We start from the raw sequence: 16,435 nt of genomic DNA, 5'->3' as shown, positions 1-16,435 counted from the left end.
GCCTCGCCCGCACCGCGGCCGCCGCGGCCGCCGCCCTGCTCACCGCCGCGTGCGGCACGGCGGCCGGATCGTCCGGGCAGGGACCGAGCGCACCGCCCGCGCCCACGACCGCCGCGGCCCCCGCGCGGGTCACCCACGCCCTCCCCGCGGACCCGGTGCGCATGGTGCTCCCGGTGACCGGCGCCGAGAGCCGCTGGACCCAGGGTCTGGACGTCTTCGGACAGCAGGTGGCACGCACCGCCGCCGCCGACTGCGCCCGCCAGGCGAGGGCCACGCTGCCCGAGGAGGTCCCGCTCGCCTTCATCTCGTACGCCGAACTGCCCGACCTCGCCTTCCTCGGCCGTCACGGATTCGGACACGGCACCGAGGTCCCTCCGCCCGCACCCGCGCCCACGTCGGCCGCCGGTACCACGCCGGGCAGCCCCGCGCAGATCCGCCGCTGCCGTGCCCAGGGAGAGGCCGCCGCCAAGGCGGTACGCGAGGTCTACCTGCCGTTGCAACGGGCGTGGTTCGGTGAACTCTCCGCCGCGCGCCGCTCTCCGGCGGCGACCCGGGCCCTGGACGGGCTGCCCGGCTGTCTCGCGCGGCAGGGCTACCGGGTCCGCGACGAGAACGCCTTCTTCGCCCTCGTCGACTCCCGGCTGATGGACGCGCCCGCGGCCGACTACGCGCGCGTGGACAGCGAGCTCGGCAGCGCCTACGCCACCTGCATGCGCCCGGTCGAGGCCGCGCGCGAGCCGGTCCGGCGGGACCTGCGCGAGCGGTTCCTCGCCGAGCACGCCGAGGAGGTTCGCTCACTGCGCGCCGCCCTCGTGCCGGCACTGCGGCGCGCCGAGAAGACGTACGACCTGCGACTCGCCTTCCCGGCGCCCTGAGGCACCGGCGTCAGAAGAACACCCCGCACCTGAGCAGCACGTTCGCGTACGGCCGTGCCTCCCCCGTGCGCACGATCAGCCGGGCGCCCGCCGACAGTTCCTTCAGTTTCTCGTGCGAGACCAGGTGGAGGTCGGGGAACTCGCCCCGCAGCAGCGCGGCCGCCGCCGGGTTCGCGCCGAGCACCTCCTGCGCCGCCGTCGCGCCCTCCACGACCAGCTCCGCGAGCAGTCCGTCCAGCACCTCGGCGAACGACGGCACCCCGGCCCGGAAGGCCAGGTCCACCACCCGCGGACCGGCCGGAACCGGCATCCCGGCGTCGCACACCAGCACCCCGTCCCCGTGCCCCAACTCGGCCAGCGCGCCGGACAGCTGGCGGTTCAGTATTCCGGCCTTCTTCACAGCGCCTCGACCTCGTCCGCGGTCGGGAAGGAGTCCTGCGCGCCCTGCCGGGTCACCGCGACCGCCCCGACCCGGGACGCGTACGCGGCCGCCTCCGGCAGCGAGGCCCCGGCCCCCAGCCGGAACGCCAGCGCCGCCGTGAAGGCGTCCCCGGCCCCCGTCGTGTCCACCGCGGCCACCTTCACCGACGCCACCCGGGTCACGTCCTTCGGGGAGGTGGCCACCAGCGAGCCCTCCGCGCCCAGGGTCACCACCACCGACCGCGGGCCCTTCGCGAGCAGCAGCCCCGCCCAGTCCTCGGGCCGGTCGCTGACACACGCCTCGCCCAGGATCACCTTCGCCTCGTGCTCGTTGACGATCAGCGGATCACAGGCGGCCAGCACCTCCGTGGGCAGCGGCCGCGGCGGCGACGGGTTCAGCACGAACCGGCTGCCCGGCGCCAGATTCCGTACGACCTCCACGACCGTCTCCAGCGGGATCTCCAGCTGGGTCGACACCACCCGGGAGGCGTGGAAGAGACTGGTCGCGGCCCGCACGTCGGCCGGCGTGAGGCGCCCGTTGGCGCCCGGCGACACCACGATGCTGTTGTCCCCGGACGGATCGACGGTGATCAGCGCGACCCCCGTCGGCGCCCCGCCCACCAGCACCCCCACCGTGTCCACCCCGGCCGCCCGCTGCGACTCCAGCAGCAGCCTGCCGTGCCCGTCGTCGCCCACGCGGGCCAGCAAGGCCGTACGCGCGCCCAACCGGGCGGCGGCGACCGCCTGGTTGGCGCCCTTGCCCCCGGGGTGCACGGCCAGGTCCGAGCCGAGCACCGTCTCACCGGCCCCCGGCCGCCGCTCTACGCCGATCACCAGGTCGGCGTTGGCCGACCCTACGACCAGTAGGTCGTAGTCGTACATGAAGTGACTCCCCTAGTCGGTGACGCGGGGCGGGCAGTCGGTCAACTGCCCGCCCCTGCGCCGTCGTCAGCCCGTGAAACCGGCCACGTTCTCCTTCGTGACCACCTTCACCGGCACCTTGATCGTCTCCTCGACCTTCTTGCCGTCGATGGCCTTCAGCGCGTTGTCCACCGCGATTTTGCCCAGCTGGGAGGGCTGTTGTGCCACGGACGCGAACAACGTGCCGTCCTTCACCGCGTTCAGGCCGTCCGGCGTGCCGTCGAAGCCGACCACCGAGACCGACTTACCGGCCTTGGAGCCGAGCGCCTTGATCGCGCCGAGCGCCATCTCGTCGTTGGCGGCGATGACGCCCTGGACGTCCGGGTGCGCCTGGAGCAGGTTCGACATCACGTCGAGGCCCTTGGTGCGGTCGAAGTCGGCCGGCTGCTGGGCGACGACCTGGATGCCCGGGTACGCCTTGAGACCGTCGGCGAATCCCTGCGCGCGCTCACGGGCGGCCGACGTGCCCGCCTGGCCCTGGAGGATGACGATCTTGCCCTTGCCGCCGAGCTTCTCGCCGATGGTCCTGGCGGCGAGTTCACCGCCGGCCACGTTGTCGGAGGCCACGAGAGCGTCCACCGACGCCTTGTTGACGCCCCGGTCCACCGCGATGACCGGGATCTTCGCCTTGTCGGCGGCCTGCACGGAGTTGCTCGCCGCGTCCGAGTCCACCGGGTTGACGATGATCGCGCCCAGGCCCGAACTGGTGAAGTTCTGGAGCTGGTTGGCCTGCTGCGAGGCGTCGTTCTGGGCGTCCGTGACGGTCAGGTCCACGCCCAGCTTCTTCGCCTCGGCCTGGGCGCCCGCCCGGATCTGCACGAAGAAGGGGTTGTTGAGGGTCGACAGCGACAGGCCCACCTTCGGATTCGCCGTCGAGGACGAGTCGTTGTGCAGGAAGGAGGTCGCGCCGACGATCGCCACCGTCGCCACGGCCGCGAGACCGTACGTCGCCGCCTGGCGCCCCTTGCCGCCCGGCCCACCGGCACCCGCGGCCACCGGGGTGGCCCCCGCCTTGCGGCGCACGGTGTCCAGCAGCACCGCCAGCGCGATGACGACACCGATGACGACCTGCTGCCAGAACGCGGACACGTTGAGGAGGTTGAGGCCGTTCCTGAGCACCGCGAGGATCAGCGCGCCGATCAGCGTCCCGGACGCCTTGCCGGTGCCGCCCGCGAGCGAGGCGCCACCGATGACGACCGCGGCGATCGCGTCCAGCTCGTAGCCGTCGGCGGCCTGCGGCTGCGCCGAGGACAGCCGGGCGGCGAGCACCACACCCGCGACGGCGGCGAAGACACCGGACAGCGCGTAGATGGCGAGCTTCTGCTTCTTCACCCGCAGGCCGGACAGGCGGGCCGCCTCCTCGTTGCCGCCGATCGCGTACATGGAGCGGCCGATGTACGTCCGCCCCAGCACGAAGGCTGCGATCAGCCCCATGACGACCATGACGAGCACGGGCACCGGCAGCCAGCCGCCGAGCGTGTCACCGAGGTGCGAGACCGAGTCGGGGAACGCGATCGGGGAGCCCTCGGAGATCACCAGCGACAGACCGCGCGCCACCGAGAGCATCGCCAGCGTGGCGATGAACGGCGGGAGCTTGCCGTACGCGATGAGGAAGCCGTTGACGAGACCGGCCGCGATGCCGGTGACCACGGCGAGGACGACGGCTATGAAGACCGGCACTCCGTGCTGCGTCGCGCTCCAGGCGAGCACGGTGGCCGACAGGGCCGCGACCGAACCCACCGACAGGTCGATGCCCGCCGAGACGATCACGAAGGTCACACCGAAGGCGAGGACGGCGGTCACGGCCGCCTGGACGCCGACGTTGAGCAGGTTGTCGGTGGTCAGGAAGTCGCCCGACAGCGCCGACATGGCGACGACGAGGACGATCAGCGCGGTGAGCGCGCCGTTGTCGAGCAGGAGACGGCGCAGGCCACCCGCGCTCGTTCCGCTCCTGAGCGTGTCAGTGGCCACGGGGGGCCTCCTTCTCGGTCGTGACGGTGTTCGTGGTCATGACGGTGTTCGTGGTCTGTACGGTGTTCGTGCTGACGGCGAGTGCCATCACGGAGTCCTGCGTGGCCTCGTCGGCGTCGAGTTCGCCGGCGATCCGGCCCTGGGCCATCACCAGCACCCGGTCGCTCATGCCGAGCACCTCGGGCAGATCGCTGGAGATCATGAGGACGGCGGCCCCTTGAGCCGTCAGCTCGTTGACGAGCTGGTAGATCTCGACCTTGGCGCCGACGTCGATCCCGCGCGTGGGCTCGTCGAGGATCAGCACCTTGGTGTCGGCGAGCAGCCACTTGCCGATGACGACCTTCTGCTGATTGCCCCCGGAGAGCGTGCGCACCTGCTGGTGCAGGCCCGCCATCCGCACCCCGAGCTGCTCGGCGATCCGCGCGGCCGCCTCCCGCTGCCCCTTGAGGTCGACGAGCCCGCCACGGGTCGCCGAGCGCATGGTCACCAGGCCCAGGTTCTCCTCGACCGACTGGTCCAGGACCAGCCCCTGGCCCTTGCGGTCCTCGGGGACGAGTCCGATCCCGGCCGCCATGGCCGCGCCCACGTCGTGGCCCTTCAGGGCGGCCCCGGCGACCTTCACGGCCCCCTTGTCGTACGGGTCCGCGCCGAACACGGCCCGCACGACCTCGGTACGCCCCGCGCCGACCAGCCCGGCGATGCCGACGACCTCACCGGCGTGCACCTCGAAGCTGACGTCGTGGAAGACACCGTCGCGGGTGAGCCCCTCGACCTTCAGCAGGGCCGGTCCGGTGTCGCCGCGCTCACGCGGGTACTGCTGCTCGATCGACCGCCCCACCATCAGCCGGACCAGTTCGTCCTCGGGGGTGGTCGCGGGCACCTGCCCGACGGACCTCCCGTCCCGGATGACGGTGACCCGGTCGCCGAGGGCCGCGATCTCCTCCAGGTGGTGGGTGATGAAGACGATCCCGACGCCGTCCTCGCGCAGGGTGCGCACGATCGCGAAGAGCTTGTCGACCTCCTCGGAGGTGAGCACGGCGGTCGGCTCGTCCATGATCAGCACCCGTGCGTCCAGGCTGAGCGCCTTGGCGATCTCGACCATCTGGAGCCGGGCGATGCCGAGTTCACGCACCCGTGCGCGGGGCGACACAGTGACCCCGACGCGCCGGAGCAGCACCTCGGCGTCCGCCTCCATGGTCTTCCGGTCGATCATCCCGAGCCGGCGCGGCTGCCGGCCCAGGAAGATGTTCTCGGCGACGGTCAGATCGGGGACGAGGTTGAACTCCTGGTAGATGGTGGCGATGCCCAGCCGCTCGGCGTCCTGCGCCCCGCGGATGTGCACCTCCTCGCCGTCCACCAGGACCCGGCCCCCGTCGGGGTGGTAGGCGCCCGACAGCATCTTGATCAGCGTGCTCTTGCCGGCGCCGTTCTCGCCGAGCAGCACGTGCACCTCGCCCCGGCGCAGGTCGAAGTCGACGCCGTCGAGCGCGACCACGCCGGGGAAGGTCTTGCGGATGCCCTCGATGCGCAGCAACTCGTCCTCGACGGGCAGCAACTCGTTGTCGATGCGCGGCAACTCGTCCTCGTTGCTCACGACGTGCTCCTTTGCACAGGGTTGGGGTTCTCGCCGCAGGAGCGGCGGACGACCAGACGGGCGGGGAGGGTGACCGACTCGGGCGGCCGCCCCTCGATGCGGTCGACGAGCGCGCGCACGGCGGCCCGCCCCAGCTCGCCCGTCGGCTGGGCGATCGCGGTGATCGGCGGATCGGTGTGCACGAACCACGGGATGTCGTCGAACGCGGCCAGGGCGAGGTCCTCGGGAACGCGCAGCCCACGCGCGCGTACGGCGTCCAGGGCGCCCAGCGCCATCAGGTTGTCGGCCGCGAAGACCACCTCGGGCGGCTCGGGCAGGTCGAGGAAGCCCTCGGTGACCCGGCGCCCGCTCTCGGCCTGGAAGTCGCCCTGCCCTATGTAGGCGTCGGGCAGTTCGAGGCCGTACGCCCCGAGCGCCTCCCGGAAGGCGGCCACGCGCTCCTGACCGGTCGTGGTGGCGGCGGGCCCGGCGATGATGGCGAGCCTGCGGTGCCCCAGCCCGTGCAGATGGGCGACGAGGTCGCGCACCGCGGCCCGCCCGTCGGCCCGGACCACCGGCACGGCCACGCCCGGGATCCACCGGTCCACGAACACCATCGGCGTCCCCGCGCGCACGGCGTCCAGCATCAGCGGGGAGCCGCCGTCGGTGGGGGAGACCAGGAGCCCGTCGATCCGGCGGTCGAGCAGGGTGCGTACGTGGTGGTCCTGGAGGTCGGGCCGCTCGTCGGCGTTGCCGATGATCACGCTGTAGCCCAGCGCGCGGGCCTCCTCCTCCACGGAGCGGGCCAGCTCGGTGAAGTAGGGGTTCATCACGTCGCTGATGACCAGGCCGAGGGTGTGGGTCTGGTCGGTGCGCAGGGAGCGGGCGACGGCGTTCGGGCGGTAGCCCAGCGTCTCCACGGCGGCCAGCACACGCGTGCGTGCGTCCGCGCTGACCGACGGATGGTCGTTCAGGACCCGCGACACCGTGGCGACGGAGACCCCCGCCTCGGCAGCGACGTCCTTGATGCTCGCCATCGCCGCTCCACCTCCTTGTGGAATCGATTACACGACCTCGTGCAAGGAGGATTGGAATCGATTACACGGTGGGTTGGCAAGCCCCCGAGACGGGATCGTGATGTTCGGTTCCGGCTGGGCTCCGCTGCTCAACCCCCGGTGAGCTTCGCGAGCGCCCGGCGGGCGGCGGTCACGTGGTGCGGCGAGCCCCAGACCCGGGCGACCCGCTCGGCCAGCGCACAGGCGTCCGCCGCGGCCCCCCGCTCCCCGACGAGCAGGTACAGGTCCGCGAGGGCGTGGGCGAGGGGCCGGGTGGCGTAGGCCCCGCCCGCCGTGCCGGCGAACTGCTCCTTCAGCGGCAGCAGCGGCCCGATCAGCGCCTCGGCCGTGTCCCGGTCGTCCAGCAGCACCGCGAGTTCGGCCCGGTAGTCGAGTTCCATGCCGTACAGGTGGTCGGTCACGGGCCGCGCGGGAAAGGGCACGGCCGCCGCCTCGTCCAGGCGCCCCAGCCGGGCCAGGACGAGGGCGTGCGCCACCGCGACCGGAGTGCCGACCGACTCGTACACCTCGCGGACGGCCGGTGCGAGCTCGGCCTCCCGGCGCTGGGCCAGCCGGATGGTCCACAGGCCCAGCGTCCGCGGGCCCGTGGCGTGCTGCGCCCCGACCCGCTGGAACAGCCCGTCCGCCTCGGTGTAGCGCGCCTCCGCCTCCTCGAAGCGCCCGGCGACCGTGGCCAGCATGGCGGACGTGACGGTGTTGATGCCCTGTGCCCACCGCATCCGGTAGCGGTGCGCCAGCTCCAGGCCGGCGGCGGTGTGCCGGCGTACCGCGTCGGGGTCGTTGCGGGTGGCCGCGGTCAGGGTGTCGAGGTGCTCGCACACCCAGCGGTGCGCGGGGAGGTCGTGGTCCCGGGCCAGGACGCGCAGTTCGTCGACGAGCGGGGTGCGGGCGGCGCCCTGCGCCTCGTGCGGCGGCAGCCCGGCCGACGTCATCAACGCCGAGGCCAGCAGCCGCGGTTCGCCGTCGGCCCGGGCCAGCTCCAGCTGGGCGTGAGCCGCCTCCCGGGCCCGCCCCGCGTCCTCGCCCGCCACCGCCTCCGCCAGCACCTGGAGCACCCGCGCGCGGGTCGGCCCGTCCAGCGAGCGGTCCTCGGCGAGCCGCTCCAGGTGGGCCAGCGAGGTCCGGTCCAGGAAGCCCTCCAGCCGGCTGCGCCAGGGCGAGGGCTCGGTCCAGGCGCCGTAGACCGCCGCGGCCAGGTCGTCCCGGCCGGCCCGCACGGCCAGGTCCACCGCTTGGCGCCGGGTGTGCCGGGCGGCTCCGGTGGCACCGGCCCGCACCTGCGCGCCCAGCAGCCGCACCAGCAGCGCGACCGTGTCGTCCGGCCGGGCCTCGGGGTCGGCGGCCACCGCGGTGTGCGCCTCCAGCGCCTGCCGGACGAGTCCTACGGCCACGTCGTGGGCGTAGCGCCGCTCGGCGAGCTCCGCCGCCCGCAGCGCGTAGTCGACGGCCAGCGGAGCGTTCGCCGTCCGGCCCGAGCGGGCGAAGTGGTGGGCCAGGGCCGCCAGGTCGTCGGGTCGGTGCGCGCGCAGCCGCTGCGCGATCCGGTCGTGCAGCCGGGCCCGGCGGATCCCCGACAGATCGGTGTAGACGGTGTCGCGGACCAGCGCGTGCACGAAACGGACCCGGCCCGGCCCCGGATCCGTCAGCAGATCCGCGGCCACGGCCTCGTCCAGGCCCGCCAGCACGGTCTCCTCGTCCGCCTCGGCCGCGTCCACCAGCAGCGCGACCTCGGACTCGGGGCCGGCGACCGCCGCGAGCTGTACGGCCGCGCGCGCGTCGGCGGACAGCAGGGCGAGGCGCCTGCGCAGCACGTCCCTCACGCCCTGGGGGACCTCCGACACGGCCACCAGGGCGCCCTCGTCGGCCAGCAGCCGCGCGCTCTCCCGGACGTAGAAGGGATTGCCGCCGGTGCGTTCGGCGAGCGCCGCCACCGTGGCCTCGTCGACGGGCTCGCCGCAGACGGCGTCGACCACCGTGGCCACGTCCCGCGCCGACAGACCGGCCAGCGCGACGCGGTGCGGCAGCCGGGGAGCGAGCTGGGCGAGCGTCTTGGCCAGCGGTTCGCCGACCTCGGCCGGGCGGTAGCCGACGACGGTCAGCAGCGGCACCCCGGTGACCGCGGCCGCGGCCTCCAGCAGGGCGAGGGTCGGCCCGTCGGCCCGGTGCACGTCCTCCAGGAGCACGGCGACGGGCCCGCCCGCGGCCGCCTCGCGCAGCCACGCGGCGAAGGCCCGGTGCAGCCGGAACAGCCCCGCGGTCGCCTCGTCCCGGGTCGCGGCGGCGGTGCCCTCGGGGTCGCGGATCAGGCCTGCCACGGTTGGCTTGTCGGGGGGTGTGGTGGTGGCGTCGGGTCGGTAGGGCAGCGGGGGCACCTGTGCGTCGTTCCGGGGCGTGGTGGTGGCGTCGGGTTGGGGCGGCGGTGGCGCGGTGGCTTTGTTGCGGGGTGTGGCGGTGGTGCCCTCGGGGTCGCGGATCAGGGCCGTCACCGTGGCCTCGTCCCGGGGTGTGGTGGTGCCGTCGGGTCGGTAGGGCAGCGGGGGCACCTGTGCGTCGTTCCGGGGCGTGGTGGTGCCGTCGGGTGTGTGGGCCGGTGGCACGATGGCCTTGTCGCGGGGTGTGGCGGCGGTGCCGTCGGGGTCGCGGATCAGGGCTGCCGCGGTTGGCTTGTCGGGGGGCGTGGTCGTGCCGTCCGGGTCGTGCAGCAGGGCTGCCACCTCGGCGGGCCGTGCCGGGGGCACCAGGCGGGCGAGAGACCCGAGTGCCTCCACCCAGGCCCAGGCCGGCGGAGCCCCCTCGTGCTCCGGGCACCGTCCGACGACCACCGTCCACCCTTCCTCCCGCAACCGCCCGGCGAACCGACCGAACAGAGCGGACTTGCCGGCCCCGGCCTCCCCGGTGACCAGCACGAGCCCACCACCCTGACGGGCGACCCGGGCGGCGGAGCCCAGCGCACGGAGTTCGTCGGCACGGCCCACGAAGAGGTCGTGGCCGACAGGTCGTTGCGACACCCCCTGGGCCAACCCGGCTGACACGGCAGGGGTCGACCCACCCGCACCCCAGACCCGTACCGCTCCGGCAGGCCCCCGCTCCGGCACCGCCGCCCGCAGCACCTCCACCCGCTGGGTCAGGATCGCCCGCTCCAGTTCGGTCAGGGCCGGGGACGGGTCGCAACCGAGTTCGTCGCGGAGTGTCCCGCGGGCCCGGCGCAGGGCCGTGAGGGCGTCGCTGCGGCGGTCGGCGGCCCAGTGGGCCAGGGCCAGCAGCCGCCAGCCCTCCTCCCGCAGCGGCCGTTCCCGCACCATGGCCTCGGCGGTCGGCGCGACCTCGGCGACGTGCCCGGTGAACAGCCCGGCCGCGACGACGAGTTCGCGGGCCTCGGCGCGCAGCGCGTCCAGCCGGGCCGCCTCCGGCACCGCCCAGCTCTCGTCCTCGTGCTCCTGGAACGCGGGCCCGTGCCACCACCCGAGCGCCTCCGTCAGCGACTTCCTGACCTGCGCGGCCGGTGCGCGCCGGGCCTGCTCGACCCAGGCCGCGAAACGCCAGGCGTCCACCGCCTCCTCGGGCAGCCGCAGGGCGTATCCCGGGTGCGAGGAGACCAGGACGGCGGCCGGGGCCCGCGGCGGCCGCTCCGGTTCGAGCAGCCGCCGTAGGTTCGACACATACGTCTGGAGGGACACGGTCGCCCTGGCCGGGGGCGCCCCGCGCCACAGCTCCTCCGCCATCCGGTCCATGGAGACGACCGCCCCGCGAGCCGCGACCAGCAGCGCGAGAACGGCACGCTGGCGCGGGGTGCCCAGTCCGACCGGCGCACCCGCGACCTCGGCACCCAACGGTCCCAGCACTCTGATACGCAGCACGCCGCCGGAATCTATCCGAGCGGTGCGCGCATCCCGTCAACGAGTGGTAAACGCCCTGGTCGGATCGGCTTCAGCGGCCGCTCCAAGCGCACACCAAGCGCACGCCAAGCGCGACGCCAAGTCATCGCCAAGCGGACCGGGCAAGCGTGGGCGCCCGTCGTCCGCACCTCGAACATCGAAGGACCCAGCGTGCCCCGCAGCAGTACATCGTCCCCTCTCCCCGTCGCCGACCGTCCCTACACCCACGAGATGGTCGTGGTCCACCGCGTCTTCCGCCGGGAGTCGGCGCTGCTGCCCCGTATGGTCCGGGCCGTACCCGACGGGGAGTCGGCGCGGACCGCGCAGGTCTCGGCGTACCTGAGCGACTACGTCCTGGGACTGCACCACCACCACACCCTCGAGGACGAGTTGATCTGGCCGCTGCTGCGGGCCCGGGCCGGTGACGCCGAGGAGCTGGTCGCGCGCATGGAGGAGCAGCACGGCCGTATCGACAACACCCTTGCGGCCGTGGCGCAGTGGGCGCCGCAGTGGCAGCGCTCGGCCGACAGCGTCGCCGGGCAGGAACTCGCCCTGGCCCTCGAAGAGCACCGCCTCGCCCTGCTCGACCACCTCGACGACGAGGAACGCCTGGTGCTCCCGCTGGTCGCCGAGCACCTGACGGTCGACGAGTGGGATCTGGTCGGCCGCCGCGGCCTGGAGAACCTCCCCAAGGACAAGGTCATGTTCGCCATCGGGGCGATCCTGGAGGACGCCACCGAGGACGAGCGGGCCTACTTCCTCGGCAAGGCCCCGCTGCTCGGACGGCTGGTCTGGAAGCTGGTGGGCCGGCGGCAGTACGCCAGGGCCTGCCACGCCCTGCGCGCCCCGCTGGCCGGGGAGACGGGCCGATGACCGTGCTCGACTCCGCCCCGACGGCCGTCCTCGACGCCTACCGCACCTGCGAGTTCGTCACCCTCGGCCGGGACGGGACACCGCTGGCCTGGCCGACGGCGGTGCGGCGGCGCGCGGACGGCACACTGGTGCTGACCACGTCCCTCGCCTTCGCCCAGAAGGCGCTGAACATCCGCCGCGACGGCCGGGTCGCCCTGCTCTTCTCCGACCCCACCGGCAGCGGCCTCACCGACGCCCCGCAGCTCTTCGTCGGCGGCCGGGCGGAGTGCCCCGACGACATCCGGACGGGCCCGCAGGACCTGGAGGACTACTGGCGGACGCTGTTCGAACGGCAGCCGCACAGCCGCGCGTATCTGTCCCGGCCCATGAGGCGGTTGATGGACTGGTACTACCTGCGGCTCGTCATCACCGTCACCCCGGAGCAGTTGGTCGTACGGTCCGCCGCGCAACCACCGCTTCCGGCGCTTCCCGCCCCTTCGGCGCCGCTGCCGGGAGCCGTTCAACTCGCCCGCTACGACACCGCGGTCCTGGCCGCCCGGGACGCCTCCGGAGCTCCCGTCCTGGCCCGGACCCGCCCGGTGCCGACGCAGGGCGGCTTCGCGGTGCGGCCCCCCGACGACTGCGCCGTGGCACCGGGCCCCGCCTCGCTGCTGGTGCACCGGCACGACGAGCGGATCAACGCCATGCGCAACGCGTTGGTCCGGGGGCGGCTGACCCGGACCGCCGACGGCTGGCTGCTGGCCCCCGAGAAGGTCCTGGAACCCATGGGTTCGGGACGGCCGACGGACGCGATACGGGTCCTGCGCCGCACCCAGCGCGCCACCGACCGGTATCTGGAGCGCCGGGGCCTGTCCCGGCCCCCGGTGGAATGGGACCTCTTCCGCGCGCTCGCCGCACGCACCTGACCGGGCCCCGACTGTCGTACCCCGCCTGTAGCGTCGGATCATGTCCAACCTGTCGGTGCTCGAAGGGGTCCTCGAGCGGATCACATACGCCAACGAGGAGAACGGCTACACCGTCGCCCGGGTCGACACCGGCCGGGGCGGCGGTGACCTGCTCACCGTCGTCGGCGCGCTGCTCGGCGCCCAGGTCGGCGAGTCGCTGCGCATGGAGGGCCGCTGGGGCTCCCACCCGCAGTACGGCAAGCAGTTCACCGTCGAGAACTACACGACCGTCCTGCCGGCCACCGTCCAGGGCATCCGCCGCTATCTCGGCTCGGGCCTGGTCAAGGGCATCGGCCCGGTCTTCGCCGACCGCATCACCCAGCACTTCGGCATGGACACCCTGAAGATCATCGAGGAGGAGCCGAAGCGGCTCATCGAGGTCCCGGGGCTCGGCCCCAAGCGCACCAGGAAGATCGCCGACGCCTGGGAGGAGCAGAAGGCGATCAAGGAGGTCATGCTCTTCCTCCAGACCGTCGAGGTGTCCACCTCCATCGCGGTGCGCATCTACAAGAAGTACGGCGACGCCTCGATCTCCGTCGTGAAGAACCAGCCCTACCGGCTCGCCGCCGACGTCTGGGGCATCGGCTTCCTCACCGCCGACAAGATCGCCCAGTCCGTCGGCATCCCGCACGACAGCCCGGAGCGCGTCAAGGCGGGCCTCCAGTACGCCCTGTCGCAGTCCACCGACCAGGGGCACTGCTATCTCCCCGAGGAACAGCTGATCGCGGACGCCGTGAAGCTGCTCCAGGTCGACACCGGCCTGGTCATCGAGTGCCTCGCCGAACTCGCCCTGCCCGACGAGGACTCGGGCGAGCCCGGCGTGGTGCGCGAGAAGGTCCCCGGCCCCGACGGCCATGAGGTCACCGCCGTCTACCTGGTCCCCTTCCACCGCGCCGAACTCTCCCTCACCGCCCAGCTGTTGCGCCTCCTGCGCACCGAGCAGGACCGCATGCCGTCCTTCCACGACGTGGACTGGGACAAGGCGCTGGGCTGGCTGAAGGGCCGTACCGGCGTGGAGTTGGCGCCGGAGCAGGAGGCCGCCGTGAAGCTGGCGCTCACCAGGAAGGTCGCCGTGCTGACCGGCGGACCCGGCTGCGGCAAGTCCTTCACCGTGCGCTCGATCGTGGAGCTGGCCCGCGCCAAGAAGGCCAGGATCGTCCTCGCGGCCCCGACCGGCCGCGCCGCCAAGCGCCTCGCCGAGCTCACCGGCGCCGACGCCTCCACCGTCCACCGGCTCCTGGAGCTCAAGCCCGGCGGCGACGCGGCCTACGACAAGGACCGCCCGCTCGACGCCGACCTGGTGGTCGTCGACGAGGCCTCCATGCTGGACCTGCTGCTCGCCAACAAGCTGGTGAAGGCGGTGGCACCGGGCGCCCACCTGCTGTTCGTCGGGGACGTCGACCAGCTGCCCAGCGTCGGTGCCGGGGAGGTCCTGCGCGACCTCCTCGCCGAGGGCGGCCCGGTCCCCGCGGTGCGCCTCACCCGCGTGTTCCGCCAGGCCCAGCAGTCCGGTGTCGTCACCAACGCGCACCGGATCAACGCCGGGCAGCACCCGGTCACCGACGGCATGAAGGACTTCTTCCTCTTCGTCGAGGACGACACCGAGGAGGTCGGCCGGCTCACCGTGGACGTGGCGGCCCGTCGGATTCCGGCCAAGTTCGGCCTCGACCCGCGCCGGGACGTCCAGGTGCTCGCGCCCATGCACAGGGGCCCCGCGGGCGCCGGCACCCTCAACGGCCTGCTCCAGCAGGCCATCACCCCGGGCCGCCCGGACCTCGCCGAGAAGCGGTTCGGCGGCCGGGTCTTCCGGGTCGGCGACAAGGTCACCCAGATTCGCAACAATTACGAGAAGGGCACCAACGGTGTCTTCAACGGCACCGTGGGCGTGGTCACCTCGCTCGACCCGGTCGACCAGCGCCTGACGGTGCTGACGGACGAGGACGAGGAGGTGCCGTACGAGTTCGACGAGCTGGACGAACTGGCCCACGCGTACGCGGTGACCATCCACCGTTCCCAGGGCAGCGAGTACCCGGCGGTGGTGATCCCGGTCACCACCAGTGCCTGGATGATGCTCCAGCGGAATCTGCTGTACACGGCGGTCACCCGCGCGAAGAAACTGGTCGTCCTCGTCGGCTCCCGCAAGGCGATCGGCCAGGCGGTGCGCACCGTCTCGGCGGGACGGCGCTGCACCGCGCTCGACTTCCGGCTTTCGGGGCTGTGACGGCGGTCAACTGTGAGCCTTCACAAAAAATGATCGATCAAATGAGTCATGTGGGTCACAGAGCTCTTCCGGAAGGGGGTGGGGGAGGGGCAGGATGGGCAAGTTGGCGGCACTCAGTGCCGCCGATACGCCCAACGGCCGACCCCGAGTGCACTCTCCTGCGCCAAATGGGGGATGGTAGAGACAGTCAGGGCAACCTCGAAGAAGAGGCACAACGTCGGTGAGGGATGACGTGAGCGACAACTCTGTAGTAGTGCGGTACGGCGATGGCGAGTACACCTACCCGGTGATCGACAGCACCGTCGGCGACAAGGGCTTCGACATCGGGAAGCTGCGCGCCCAGACCGGTCTGGTCACCCTGGACAGCGGCTACGGCAACACCGCCGCCTATAAATCGGCCATCACCTACCTCGACGGTGAGGCCGGCATCCTCCGGTACCGCGGCTACCCGATCGAGCAGCTGGCCGAGCGCTCCACGTTCCTGGAGGTCGCCTACCTGCTGATCAACGGCGAGCTCCCGACCGTCGACGAACTGGCCACGTTCAAGAACGAGATCACGCAGCACACCCTGCTGCACGAGGACGTCAAGAACTTCTACCGCGGCTTCCCGCGCGACGCCCACCCGATGGCCATGCTGTCCTCGGTCGTCTCCGCGCTGTCCACGTTCTACCAGGACAGCCACAACCCCTTCGACGAGAAGCAGCGCAACCTCTCGACGATCCGGCTGCTCGCCAAGCTTCCGACCATCGCGGCGTACGCGTACAAGAAGTCGATCGGCCACCCCTTCGTCTACCCGCGCAACGACCTCGGCTACGTCGAGAACTTCCTGCGCATGACCTTCTCGGTCCCCGCGCAGGAGTACGACCTCGACCCGGTCGTCGTCTCCGCCCTGGACAAGCTGCTCATCCTGCACGCCGACCACGAGCAGAACTGTTCGACCTCCACGGTCCGCCTCGTCGGCTCGTCGCAGGCGAACATGTTCGCGTCGATCTCGGCCGGCATCAACGCCCTGTGGGGCCCGCTGCACGGCGGCGCCAACCAGTCCGTGCTGGAGATGCTGGAGGGCATCCAGGCCTCCGGCGGTGACGTCGACTCCTTCATCCGCAAGGTGAAGAACAAGGAGGACGGCGTCCGCCTGATGGGCTTCGGCCACCGGGTCTACAAGAACTTCGACCCGCGCGCGAAGATCATCAAGGCCGCCGCGCACGACGTCCTCTCGGCCCTCGGCAAGTCCGACGAGCTGCTGGACATCGCGCTCAAGCTGGAGGAGCACGCGCTCTCCGACGACTACTTCGTCTCGCGCAGCCTCTACCCCAACGTCGACTTCTACACGGGCCTGATCTACCGCGCGATGGGCTTCCCGACCGAGATGTTCACGGTCCTGTTCGCCCTCGGCCGCCTCCCGGGCTGGATCGCCCAGTGGCACGAGATGATCAAGGAGCCGGGCTCCCGCATCGGCCGCCCGCGCCAGATCTACACGGGAGTGGTGGAGCGGGACTTCGTCCCGGTCGAGCAGCGCTGACGCAGGCCGGGTGCCGGGGCTGGTTTTTTGTCTTTGGGGGCGCGGGGAACTGCGCGACCAGCCCCCACCGGCCGGAAGCCGAGGAACAACCTGTAGTACCCCGGCTTGATCCGCGAAGCGAAAGGCGCCCTGGCGCCGGTCCCCCCACGGGCCGGCGTCCAGGG

The 16,435-nt window shown here is 72.6% G+C and carries 11 protein-coding genes; 5 read left to right on the top strand and 6 right to left on the bottom strand.

Going from position 1 to position 16,435, the window contains the following annotated elements; translation table 11 throughout:
- The coding region (locus tag ACFULQ_RS44690; protein ID WP_383556270.1) for a hypothetical protein at window positions 1-875 on the top strand (875 nt) is incomplete at its 5' end.
- A gap of 10 nt (window positions 876-885) precedes the next feature.
- On the opposite strand, the gene rbsD is transcribed toward ACFULQ_RS44690, so the two are convergent.
- From rbsD to ACFULQ_RS44660, 6 genes are all read right to left on the bottom strand, one after another.
- A complete protein-coding gene (rbsD, locus tag ACFULQ_RS44685; RefSeq protein ID WP_383556268.1) occupies window positions 886-1,275 on the bottom strand; it encodes a D-ribose pyranase in 390 nt (129 codons plus the stop codon).
- The gene (locus ACFULQ_RS44680) at window positions 1,272-2,177 is read right to left on the bottom strand and encodes a ribokinase (RefSeq protein WP_383556266.1); all 906 of its coding nucleotides are present in this window, start codon (window positions 2,175-2,177) and stop codon (window positions 1,272-1,274) included. Before ACFULQ_RS44680 ends, rbsD begins: the two co-directional genes overlap by 4 nt.
- A gap of 66 nt (window positions 2,178-2,243) precedes the next feature.
- Window positions 2,244-4,187 (bottom strand): substrate-binding domain-containing protein, encoded by a 1,944-nt coding sequence (locus ACFULQ_RS44675; RefSeq protein ID WP_383556263.1) that lies wholly within the window; start codon window positions 4,185-4,187, stop codon window positions 2,244-2,246.
- Window positions 4,177-5,781 (bottom strand): sugar ABC transporter ATP-binding protein, encoded by a 1,605-nt coding sequence (locus ACFULQ_RS44670; protein WP_383556261.1) that lies wholly within the window; start codon window positions 5,779-5,781, stop codon window positions 4,177-4,179. The genes ACFULQ_RS44675 and ACFULQ_RS44670 overlap by 11 nt, the downstream gene beginning before the upstream one ends.
- The gene (locus ACFULQ_RS44665; RefSeq protein ID WP_383556258.1) at window positions 5,778-6,797 is read right to left on the bottom strand and encodes a LacI family DNA-binding transcriptional regulator; all 1,020 of its coding nucleotides are present in this window, start codon (window positions 6,795-6,797) and stop codon (window positions 5,778-5,780) included. The genes ACFULQ_RS44670 and ACFULQ_RS44665 overlap by 4 nt, the downstream gene beginning before the upstream one ends.
- 128 nt (window positions 6,798-6,925) lie before the next feature.
- Window positions 6,926-10,693 carry a BTAD domain-containing putative transcriptional regulator gene (locus ACFULQ_RS44660; RefSeq protein WP_383556256.1) on the bottom strand — a complete coding sequence of 1,256 codons (3,768 nt, stop codon included), beginning with the start codon at window positions 10,691-10,693 and terminating at the stop codon, window positions 6,926-6,928.
- 189 nt (window positions 10,694-10,882) lie between these two features.
- Here ACFULQ_RS44660 and ACFULQ_RS44655 point away from each other — a divergent pair, with 189 nt between their 5' ends.
- The 4 genes from ACFULQ_RS44655 (at window position 10,883) to ACFULQ_RS44640 (ending at window position 16,271) form a co-directional block, all read left to right on the top strand.
- On the top strand, window positions 10,883-11,584 hold the full coding sequence (locus tag ACFULQ_RS44655; RefSeq protein ID WP_383556253.1) for a hemerythrin domain-containing protein: 702 nt from the start codon (window positions 10,883-10,885) through the stop codon (window positions 11,582-11,584).
- Entirely contained in the window at window positions 11,581-12,489 is a 909-nt protein-coding gene (locus ACFULQ_RS44650) for a pyridoxamine 5'-phosphate oxidase family protein (RefSeq protein WP_383556251.1), read from the top strand. The genes ACFULQ_RS44655 and ACFULQ_RS44650 overlap by 4 nt, the downstream gene beginning before the upstream one ends.
- A 40-nt stretch (window positions 12,490-12,529) precedes the next feature.
- Window positions 12,530-14,749: an ATP-dependent RecD-like DNA helicase gene (locus tag ACFULQ_RS44645; protein ID WP_383556249.1), complete on the top strand. Its 2,220-nt coding sequence runs from the start codon at window positions 12,530-12,532 to the stop codon at window positions 14,747-14,749.
- A gap of 232 nt (window positions 14,750-14,981) precedes the next feature.
- The gene (locus ACFULQ_RS44640; protein WP_123760846.1) at window positions 14,982-16,271 is read left to right on the top strand and encodes a citrate synthase; all 1,290 of its coding nucleotides are present in this window, start codon (window positions 14,982-14,984) and stop codon (window positions 16,269-16,271) included.
- Window positions 16,272-16,435 lie beyond the last annotated feature (164 nt).

Source organism: Streptomyces sp. NPDC057253 (assembly GCF_042669125.1).
Taxonomy (GTDB): domain Bacteria; phylum Actinomycetota; class Actinomycetes; order Streptomycetales; family Streptomycetaceae; genus Streptomyces.
The sequence above is the reverse complement of the archived record's forward strand: the minus strand, read 5'-3'. Positions and strand labels throughout refer to the sequence as shown.

Bases quoted from the DNA above. Each gene is read 5' to 3' on its own strand.
- ACFULQ_RS44665 (WP_383556258.1), bottom strand. From the start codon at position 6,797: ATGGCGAGCATCAAGGACGTCGCTGCCGAGGCGGGGGTCTCCGTCGCC.
- ACFULQ_RS44650 (WP_383556251.1), top strand. From the start codon at position 11,581: ATGACCGTGCTCGACTCCGCCCCGACGGCCGTCCTCGACGCCTACCGC.
- ACFULQ_RS44645 (WP_383556249.1), top strand. From the start codon at position 12,530: ATGTCCAACCTGTCGGTGCTCGAAGGGGTCCTCGAGCGGATCACATAC.
- ACFULQ_RS44680 (WP_383556266.1), bottom strand. From the start codon at position 2,177: ATGTACGACTACGACCTACTGGTCGTAGGGTCGGCCAACGCCGACCTG.